The sequence below is a fragment of the Candidatus Electronema sp. TJ genome (assembly GCF_048287355.1).
GTDB lineage: Bacteria > Desulfobacterota > Desulfobulbia > Desulfobulbales > Desulfobulbaceae > Electronema.
In genome coordinates this window covers 1-9,412 of record NZ_JBLWEP010000096.1, presented here as the reverse complement: position 1 = coordinate 9,412, position 9,412 = coordinate 1, and the positions used below count along the sequence as shown (strand labels likewise).

General features: G+C 57.9%; 8 protein-coding genes. 2 read left to right on the top strand and 6 right to left on the bottom strand.

Annotated features, from left to right (window positions below; genetic code table 11):
* Window positions 1–1,266, top strand: a 1,266-nt coding sequence (hisD, locus tag ACNKID_RS08065; protein WP_417912928.1) for a histidinol dehydrogenase, incomplete at its 5' end; no start/stop codon positions are given.
* Between the two features lie 50 nt (window positions 1,267–1,316).
* On the opposite strand, the gene ACNKID_RS08060 is transcribed toward hisD, so the two are convergent.
* The 6 genes from ACNKID_RS08060 to ACNKID_RS08035 all read right to left on the bottom strand — a co-directional run bounded on the left by ACNKID_RS08060 (window position 1,317) and on the right by ACNKID_RS08035 (window position 9,168).
* Complete coding sequence (locus tag ACNKID_RS08060) at window positions 1,317–4,166, bottom strand: M16 family metallopeptidase (protein WP_417912927.1); 2,850 nt, start codon at window positions 4,164–4,166, stop codon at window positions 1,317–1,319.
* 72 nt (window positions 4,167–4,238) lie between these two features.
* A complete protein-coding gene (locus ACNKID_RS08055) occupies window positions 4,239–4,859 on the bottom strand; it encodes a hypothetical protein (RefSeq protein WP_417912926.1) in 621 nt (206 codons plus the stop codon).
* Window positions 4,860–4,898: 39 nt separating this feature from the next.
* Complete coding sequence (locus ACNKID_RS08050; RefSeq protein WP_417912925.1) at window positions 4,899–5,063, bottom strand: hypothetical protein; 165 nt, start codon at window positions 5,061–5,063, stop codon at window positions 4,899–4,901.
* Window positions 5,044–6,783, bottom strand: coding sequence for an ArnT family glycosyltransferase (locus tag ACNKID_RS08045; protein WP_417912924.1), 1,740 nt, complete (start codon window positions 6,781–6,783; stop codon window positions 5,044–5,046). Before ACNKID_RS08045 ends, ACNKID_RS08050 begins: the two co-directional genes overlap by 20 nt.
* 151 nt (window positions 6,784–6,934) lie before the next feature.
* The gene (trmFO, locus tag ACNKID_RS08040) at window positions 6,935–8,251 is read right to left on the bottom strand and encodes a methylenetetrahydrofolate--tRNA-(uracil(54)-C(5))-methyltransferase (FADH(2)-oxidizing) TrmFO (protein WP_417912923.1); all 1,317 of its coding nucleotides are present in this window, start codon (window positions 8,249–8,251) and stop codon (window positions 6,935–6,937) included.
* Between the two features lie 8 nt (window positions 8,252–8,259).
* On the bottom strand, window positions 8,260–9,168 hold the full coding sequence (locus tag ACNKID_RS08035) for a DUF3616 domain-containing protein (RefSeq protein WP_417912922.1): 909 nt from the start codon (window positions 9,166–9,168) through the stop codon (window positions 8,260–8,262).
* Window positions 9,169–9,202: 34 nt separating this feature from the next.
* Between ACNKID_RS08035 and ACNKID_RS08030 the strand changes: the two genes are divergently transcribed.
* Window positions 9,203–9,376 (top strand): hypothetical protein, encoded by a 174-nt coding sequence (locus ACNKID_RS08030; RefSeq protein WP_417912921.1) that lies wholly within the window; start codon window positions 9,203–9,205, stop codon window positions 9,374–9,376.
* Window positions 9,377–9,412 lie beyond the last annotated feature (36 nt).

The following is a 9,412-nucleotide window of genomic DNA, read 5'->3' as shown; positions in this document are numbered from 1 at the left end:
CTCACCGCCGCAGACAAGGCGAGAATACTGCGCCGCTCCGAATTAGACATTGAGAGCTTTCAGGAGACCGTGCGGCCTATCATCAAGGCGGTGCGGGAGCGCGGCGATCAGGCCATCGTCGAGTGCTGCGCCAAGTTTGACAAGGTGACGCTTGACCCAGCAGCCATTCAGGTGACAGAGGCGGAGTTCGAGCGGGCCGAGCGCAATCTGGAGCCGGAGATCAAGGCGGTGATTGAGCGGGCGGCAGCCAACATCCGCAAGTTCCATCAGGCGCAGATGCCGGAGGAGATGTGGTTCACCGAGATCAGCGAGGGCATCCTTGCGGGCGAGAAGATCACGCCGATCACCTCGGTGGGCATCTACGTGCCGCGCGGCAAAGGCTCGTTTCCGTCAGTCATGCTCATGCTCGGCATCCCGGCGGTGATTGCGGGCGTGCCGGAGATCGTCATCTGCACACCGCCCACACCCGAAGGCACGGTTGACGATGCCTCGCTCTTCACGGCTAGGGTCTGCGGCATCAAGACCGTGTATAAGGTTGGCGGGGCGCAGGCCATTGCCGCTTTGGCTTTCGGCACTGAGACGGTGAAGAAGGCGGACAAGGTGATCGGGCCGGGCAATGCCTACGTGTCGGCGGCCAAGCGGCTGCTCTATGGCCGCATTGACGTGGGCACGCCCGCTGGCCCCAGCGAGTCCATCATCCTCTGCGACGAGCAGGCCGACCCGCGCATTGCTGCCCTTGACCTGCTGATTGAGGCGGAGCACGGCCCGGACTCCACCGCGCTGTTAGTCACGCACTCACGTGAGCTGGCGGACAGGGTGAAGACATTGCTGCCGGACTTGATTGCTGATCTGCCGGAGAAGCGGAAAGAATTCTGCACGACTGTGTTCTCCAATTACGGCGGCATTGTGCTCACCAAAGACTTGGCCGAGTCCATCGCCTTTGTCAACGACTTCGCCCCGGAGCATCTGGAGGTGCTGACTGCCGAGCCGATGCTGGCCTTGCAGCAGATACGCAACGCCGGGGAAATCCTGCTTGGCCAGCACACGCCGATATCCCTCGGCAACTATGCCTTGGGCGTGAACGCCATCCTGCCCACCGGCGGCTTCGCCCGCACCTTCTCCTGCGTCACGGTCTTTGACTTCCTCAAACGCTCGTCCATCGGCTACATGTCCAAGCAGGGCTACGACAGCCTGAAGGACGTGGCCATGCAGTTTGCCGACTACGAGGGCTTTCCCGCCCATGCGAATGCGGTGCGGAAGCGGTAGGAGCACTCATCAGGGCGACCGCAAGGGTCGCCCTTACCCCCAGCGCAATCTCAGTTCCGCGCTGGCAGAAGAATGACTTCCGCCGCCTTGTCCGGCTGGAGGTATTTGGCCGCCAAGGCTTCCAGTTCTTCAGCCTTGACCGCCGCAAAATCTGACTCGATGGACAGCGGCCATTCCAGCCGCTGCGGATGCCGGGACGACTTGACCAGCACCGATTCCAGCCAGTAACGGTTGGTGCGCACCATGTCGCGAACAGAGGTGAGCGTCGGCTCCACGGCGCGGGTCAGCTCGTCGGCGCTGATCTTGCCTGCGGCAAGCTCCTTGCCCGCCTGCTTCAGCTTTCCAGCCAGCTGCGCAGCTTGGCCCGGCTCGGCCAGCACCACGCTGCGCAGCACGCCGTAGCCAGGATCAACCGTGCTGGATCGGTTGTAGACATAAGGTGAATAGGCATCGCCCAGCTCCTCGCGCACTTGCTTGCGCAGCCGGTCGTCCAGCACGGCGGCCAGCACGCTGAGCCTCCGGGTGCGGGCGATGTCCCAGAAATCATCGGTGGGCCAAGCGACAGTGATCATGGCCTTGTCGCTGGCAGTGATCACGTTCAGGGTCAGATTCTGGCCGGAAGGAAAGACTATTTTCCCGCCTGCCGCCTGCTGTCTGCCCGTGCGCTGGCCGCCGAAATATTTGCCTGCCAGCTTCACCGCCTGCTCCGGGTCAAAATCGCCGACCACGGAAATTTCCAGCGGTTCGTCTTTCAGAACCGGAGCCAGCCACGCCTTAAGCTCTTCCAAAGTCCGCGCCTTCATCATCTCCAGCGGGGCGATGCCATAGCGGAGATTGCCACCCGCAAGGAACGGCTCGCCCTTGATTTGCATCATCCCTTCCACAGAACCCGCCATCTGGGCATGCATCTGCTCGGCCTTGCGCATGACCCGGTCAAACGCGTCCGCCCGGAAAGCCGGATCGTGCAGATGGGCATGAAGCAGCTGGAACAGCGTCTCGATTTCGCTGCTCAAGCCTTGGCCGTTGAACTGGAAGCTGTCCTCATCCACCCGGAACTGCGCCCGAATTGAATACTGAGCCAGCGCGGCCTTGAGCTGATCCTGATCCAAGCCGCCGGTGCCGCTCTCCGGCAGCAGCATCTGCGCCAAGAGGGCAAGGCCGGGTTTTGGCTCGGACAGCTCGCCCTTGCCGAAGACGACTGACACTTGCACTTCATTTGGTTCAAAGCCGGTCTTCTTCAGGTTGAGCGTCAGGCCGTTGCTGAACAGCACCTGCTCCGCGCCGATCTTCTCCAAGGCGGCGCGCCGTTCCACCTTGGCTTTTGCGGTCGGCGGCGGCAGATAGGGGAAGACTGCCTCAGCCTGCTGCGTCCAAGGCGCAAGCTCCGCTGTCTGCGCCGTTGTGAAGGCGGCGAGGAGCAACTCCTCCGGCTTCTGCTCCTTGCCGCTCAGATCCGCCGTGCCTGCCACTTTGATTAAGCGCCGCTCCGGCCAGAGGCTGCGGAAGACCGCGCTGACCTCGGCAGCGGTCAGCTTCTCTAGAGCCGGGCCGTACAGTTCCATCTCTTGGGCCGGGGAAAGCGGCACTTCGCCCTCATTCAGGGTGCTGAGCAGCTCCGCCGCCAGTGTGTCGCTTTTCCGGCTGGCTGCGGATTCAAGCTGCTGCTTGAGCAGGCTCATAATTTCCTTTTTTGCCCGCGCCAGCTCCGCTTCGGCGAAATCAGCGGCCAAGGCCTGCCGCAGCGCGGTGTTGAGCAGATTCAAGACAGTTTGCCATTGGTCGTCGTCGGCCTTGGCGCTTAAAGAGGAAAAGCCGAAGCGTCCAAACAGCCTGCCGGAATGAAACTGCGCACTGGTCAGCGGACTGTCCTTGCTGTTGGCTAACCGCTGAAGCCGGTAATTGAACACCGTGGACGCAACCGCCTCCTTCAGCCCGCGTAGGGCGGCAGCTTGCGTGAAGTGCTCCGACTCCGTGTTCCACGCCGAGCCGATCGTGATCTTGGCATGGCCGAGATCCGGCTCGTGCTGATAAAAAGCCGCAACGCCGCCTTTGGGCAGCTTGCCCAGCTCAGGGCAGGCTGCCTGCTCCTTCTTGACCTTGAGCGGACTGAATTGCTCGGCGATCAGCTCGTTGAGCAGGGCCGGTTCCACGTCGCCGACAACAGCCAGCAGCATGTTCTCAGGCCGGTACCACGTTTCATAAAACTGGCGGAGCGAGACTGCGTCCGCCTTCTTCAGCGTTTCCTCCACCCCGATCACGTCCCGCCGGGCCAGCAAGGTGTCTGCGAAGCCCTGTTCCATGTCCGCCTTGAAGACCCGCTGCCCGGCGGAGTCGCGCTCGCGCTTCTCAGCCAAGATGACCCCGCGTTCCCTGTTCACCTCATCCGGCAAAAGCAGCGCACCGCCTGCATAGTCGGCCAGCACCCGCAGCCCCTCGCTGATGGTCGCCTTCGCGCTGTTAGGCAGCATGAGCTGATATACCGTCTCGTCATAGGTGGTGTGGGCGTTGGTGTCCGGCCCGAAGGACATGCCAATGGACTGAAAGTAATCCACCAGCTTGCCGGGCGGATAATGGGCCGTGCCATTGAACATCATATGTTCCAGATAATGGGCGGTGCCGCGCTGCTCTTCGCTTTCATGCAGCGAGCCAGCGTGAATCTTCAGCTGGAGGCTGACCCGGCCTTTTGGCTCCGAGTTGGGCAATATCACATAACGAAGGCCATTCTTCAGACTGCCGAACATCATAGCCGGATCAGGTTTGAGGTCGCTCCGGTCTTGGGGCCAGCCCTGCGTCTGGCAGAAATATGGGACGGGCAGGGACTCTTTAGCCCTGGCCTCTGTCCTGCCTCCGGCAAGGAAGAGGCTAAACAGAATGAAAAGACAGATTCGCCGCAAATACATGGTGAAGACTCCGGTTGAAGGATCAGGAAACAGCTCTGGACAGATACAGCTAAAGAAATGTCCGGCGGCGGCTCAGTCCTCGGTCACTGCTTGGGCGATTTGGGCGATGTCTTTTTCCGCCACATTAACCACTCTGCCGCTTTTTTCTGTTATTCTTGCCATTCCAGACTGATGTTCAATCTTTTCGGCGTAATAAGCCTGACCGGAACGCATGATGACCACTTGCGTCTCCGTCCTGCTTGCGATGCCGAGCGGCTTCAAGACAGCGGTCTTGATGGTGTCGCGTTTGCTGCCGGGCAGCAGGGCAACAGAAAGCGCAGCTAAAGCGATAACGAGCAGTGCCGTTCCGGCCAGCAGCGCGGCCTTGCCCCGTCCGCCCCTGCCCCGCTTGGACCGAACTTTGCCTTTCCGCACCTCGAAGAATTCATATTCGCGGTTGTCGATCATGAATTCTTCGAGCAGGCTTTTGAGTGCGGGATTGCAGACCGGGCAGACACCTCCCCCCTCATCAATCAAACTGCCGCAGCGTTTGCAGATCAGCTTGGAGTTCCGGCTGGAGGAAGAAAAAGCGAGATTCTTGTGCAGCACAAAGACATTGCCGCAGTCTGCGCAGCGGAGCATCTGTTTGCTGCCGATCTCCTCCGCGTTCTCAATCAGATAGTATTTGCCGCAGGTGCCGCATTGGAATTTCATTTGCTATTTTTCAAGATGAAAATATGCGCGGAGAACACATCATTGTTTGCTGACCGACAGTTCCATCCAGTTTTTAGCAAACTTTATAGTGTCTTTCCATTTTCCTTCCGCGTAAACGCTGAAACACCAGATGCTGAACAGCAGGAGCAGCAGGCTGGCCGCAGGAGATACCCATCTGCCGTAGTTATGGATGAACGATTTCATTTGGAATATTCTTTTCTGCAATTTTATACACGCCTCGCCCTAACGACTCAAGTCTCTTCGCTGTCAAATCATCAGCCAGCCGCTGTTTTTCTCTCTCTCTTTGAATATGATCAGGGAAGTAAAGATATCTGGCATTATATTTTTTCATGGCGGCGGCGAAACCGTCTCGTCGGTCATCAGGATAAAGTATCCGCCGAGTAAAACCCGGGCCGTACAGCGGATAGAAGGCATCATCACTTTCCGCCATAAAGAGGATAACCTCTCCAGCAGGAATGCGTTCATCAAGCGATTTTTGTTTGACAACTCCGCCAAGGCGAAGTGCCCGCTGACTCACCGGCGTTTTCATAAAAGCAAGCCATTCCTCCGGCTTTGCATATCCATTTCCCAGGATGCCGAGAGCATTCAGCGCAGTGGAGGCGGCAGCCAGCAAGATCATAGCATTTCTAACCGCTGCCAGCAATCTTTGATGCTGAACTGTCACGCCAAATCCTAATGCAGCCAGAGCTGGAAACCATTGCGCAAACCTCATATTCCAAAGATCAGGAGTCACCCATCCAAACAGCAAGAAAAGCGAGGCAAGGAAAGACAATGCTGTCCAACGAAATCGCTGATTGACAAATATGCCCCAGAGGAAGCAGCCTGCTCCGCAGGAAAAAACGAACCAGCCCCAGCCAGTCATGGAAGGCAGATCAGGATTGCAAGGCCCTCCTAAATCATAAATTTTCTTTGTCCAAAGCAAGTGCCAGTTCTCTCCGGCTGATGCGAGACTGAATGCGCCTTGCTGTCCGCCGTTTCCAGCGTCTGTCGCTGAAACAGCTCCTGATGCAAGCACATGCACAGATGTCGGATAGAAAGGATTGCCAAAGCGGATCCAATTGCGCACATACCAATAACTGCCGACTAACAGAGCCGCAGCGACAAGCACGGCTGCCCAGCGTGAGATATTAATTCGTCTGAAGAACCTGATATCTGTTTTCCTGAATCCAATAAAGCCAAGCCAAAGCAGTCCCGGCAGAATGAAGCCCATGGTGGGTTTAATGCCGATGCCAAGACAGACAGCCAGAAAGGTCAGCAGCCAGCGGCGGCCCGCGATCCGTCGGTCCACCGCTTTTGTCCAAATGGCTGCCAAGTAAAGATACAAGGCCGCAATGGCGATATCATTTTTGGAGCTGGTCGCATTAATGGCCAAAGCAGGGGTGAAGGCAAACAGAAAAGAGCACCAAGCAGAGGTCAGCCGCTGCAAGCCAAGGTTTCGGCCAAGAATAAAAACTGCAGCAACAGCCATCATGAAAAACGGAATGCCTGCTGCCTCAACAACCGCGTCGTGATGCGGAAAAACAGCCCACCATGTTTGCATCAGCTCAAATCCTGCGGGCCAGTAAACCCGCTTGACTGGCAAATGCGGCACAGTGAGGGTGCCGCTTTGTATCCATTCAGCAACTCGAGGCAGATGATAGGTGTTGGCATCGTGAATATAAGGGGGCAGAAACCAGACATGTGCTGCCATGCGCACCATGAGGAAAAGAAGCGTTGTCAGCAACAGTGCAGCCTGCAAAGGCCGCCGGACAGCAGCAGCCTTTATGACAGCCAGCGTCCGCAACAGTCGCTGAACGGCTTTCTTAAGCTCCTGTCGGCCAAACAGCGCAATGCCCAGCCAGCCAAACGCAGCGAGCAAAGCGAGACTGTCTGCTGTCAAATATCCGGCAAGGCCCAGCAACATGACCGTGCTGCTGATGAGCAGCATCTTCAGGAGGAGCAGTCCGACTAAGTACGCTGCGATGCCGATTCCGCGCACCCTTCTCCATGCAATCAAGGCAATTGCCCAGAGGACGGTAGAGGTGAATCCCCATTTGCATAGAACTGCTGTCATGTTAACCGAGAGACTCCTCTTTCCACTCTTCCAGCAGCCGCAGAGCTAGCTCCGCCCGCCGCCCGCCTCGGTCTTTTTTCCGTACCCGGCCCAGCAAGGGCGGGAAGAGACCAAAGTTGACATTCGAGGGCTGAAAATGAGCCGGATCAGTTTCCGTCAGATGACGGATCAATGCGCAAAGAGCCGTGCCTGAGGGCGGCGCGGCCATTGTTTGCCCCAGCGCCAAGCGGGCCGCGTTGATACCTGCCAGCAGGCCCGTCGCCGCTGACTCGACATAGCCTTCCACACCAGAAAGCTGACCGGCAAGGAAAAGGCCGGGCCGCTTTTTCATCTGCAAAAACTGATCAAGCAAGACCGGGGCGCAGATGAAGGTGTTGCGGTGGATGGATCCCAAGCGGACAAACTCCGTCTGCTCCAAGCCGGGAATAGTGCGGAACACCCGCTGCTGCTCGGCATAGGTGAGTTTGGTCTGAAAGCCAACCAGATTATAAGCCGTCTCATCGCGGTTCTCGGCCCGAAGCTGGACAACTGCGTGCGGCTCCTTGCCGGTGCGCGGATCAGCCAAGCCAACCGGCTTCATTGGCCCGAAACGCAGGGTGTCGCGGCCTCTGGCGCACATCACCTCAATCGGCAGGCAGCCTTCAAAATACTTCGGCTCCTCAAAGGCCTTCAGCGGCACGGTTTGCGCATTGCCCAGCAGCTCAATAAAGGCATTATACTGCGCCTCGTCCATCGGGCAGTTGAGGTAATCGCCCGGCGTGTCATCATCCCAGCGCGATTTGCGGTAGATCAGCTCCATGTTGAGCGAATCCGCCGCCACAATCGGGGCAATGGCATCATAAAAGGCGAGATGCTGCTCTCCAGTCATGGCGATCAGGCTGGCAGTCATGGCCTCCGAGGTCAGCGGCCCAGTGGCAAGAATCACCGGCCTGTCCGTCTCCGGCAAGTTGGTGACTTCCTCACGAATAACCCTGATGCGCGGATGCTCGGCCATGACCTGGGTCAGATATGCAGCAAATCGCAGCCGGTCAACCGCCAAAGCCGTGCCTGCCGGAATAGCGGTCGCCTCCGCCGCCCGCATGATCAGCGAGTCCAGCCTCCGCATTTCCTCTTTCAGCAGACCGACTGCCGAATCCGGCGCGTTGGAGCGCAGCGAGTTGGAGCAGACCAGCTCGCCCAGCAGGTCTAACTCGTGTGCCGGGCTGAAGCGCGTCGGCTTCATCTCATATAATTCCACCAAGCAGCCCCGCTGCGCCGCCTGCCAAGCAGCTTCGCAGCCAGCCAGGCCACCGCCGATGATTTGCATTGATGCCGTCATGAGAAAAATCAATCCTTCTTCTTGCGGAGGCTGACGCGTTGCAGCAGGCGGTTCTGGTCTTTGGCTCCGTCATAGGCAATGACAAGCTGCCAGCTGTCCTCCCGCTCTTCCAGCACAGCCAAACCCTCGGCTTTGGAATTTTCATCCGGCATCGGAATTTCCCCCAGCAAGCGCAGCTTGCCTTGATCCTTTGTCTTGCGGTCTTTGCCCGGCACCGTGTCTTTGCCGTTCCAATGATAGATCTGATACGATTCGGAGCCGCTGCCGCCCGGCCCAGCCAAGATCAGAAAGCCGTCAGACACAGCGGCGATGTCGCGGATGCCGCGCCCGCCGAGCCGAACATACAGCAGCTCGTATTGCTCCGGCTCTTCCCAGCGCAACTTCAACACTGGAACGTAATTGCCCCGGAAGACCGGTCCCCGAAAGCCGACATGCAGCCAGCCGTCCTTGACAGCAAGACCTTCGATGTCAACGCCGTTTTCCTTGCTGGGGATGCCGCAGAAGACTTTCAAGGCCGGATCGTTCCTGATGATCTTGCGCAGGCTGATTCTGTCCTTGGCAATCACCTTTCCTGCGTCGTTCAGCCGCAGTCGGAAGAGCCAGTCGCGGCTGGCCTCGGCTTCGATCTTGTCCTGATGAAAGCTTTCCCGGTTTTCCTTCCAGCTGCTGTCCTCATCAATTTTCTTCCGGTTTGAGGAATGCGAGCCGACGACGTAAACCTGATCCCCTTCCGCGCAGATGCCTTCAACATCCAGCTCCTTGCCCTCGCCCTTCATCAGAAGAATGCTGTCCGCAACCGCGCAGCTGCCGTCATTGTTCATTTTGAGGAGCTGGATGCGGTTTTCATCCTTCTCTTTGCCTGTTCCTTCATCCGCGCCGATGATCAGGAACGAGCGGAACTGCTCAACCGCGCTCACATGCTCAAGTGCTGGGATTTCCCCTGAGATGCTGATGAAAAAAAGAAAAGCCAAAGCTGTCATCTCTGTATTCCTCGATAAAAAAAATCCTCCGGCAGCGGGCCGCAGGCCAGTGTTCAGCCTTTTCTATGAGAACACAGCTTATTTCCGCCGTCAACAGCAAATGCCGCTGAGCCGCGTTTTTTCGGTGTGGCTAAATAGCAAGTGATGAGTTAGTTACAGGGAGATGATACAAGAAATCATC

Coding starts and splice junctions, on each gene's coding strand:
- ACNKID_RS08060 (WP_417912927.1), bottom strand. CDS start 4,166: ATGTATTTGCGGCGAATCTGTCTTTTCATTCTGTTTAGCCTCTTCCTT.
- ACNKID_RS08055 (WP_417912926.1), bottom strand. CDS start 4,859: ATGAAATTCCAATGCGGCACCTGCGGCAAATACTATCTGATTGAGAAC.
- ACNKID_RS08045 (WP_417912924.1), bottom strand. CDS start 6,783: ATGTTGCTGGGCCTTGCCGGATATTTGACAGCAGACAGTCTCGCTTTG.
- ACNKID_RS08030 (WP_417912921.1), top strand. CDS start 9,203: ATGAAAAAAAGAAAAGCCAAAGCTGTCATCTCTGTATTCCTCGATAAA.
- ACNKID_RS08050 (WP_417912925.1), bottom strand. CDS start 5,063: ATGAAATCGTTCATCCATAACTACGGCAGATGGGTATCTCCTGCGGCC.
- trmFO (WP_417912923.1), bottom strand. CDS start 8,251: ATGACGGCATCAATGCAAATCATCGGCGGTGGCCTGGCTGGCTGCGAA.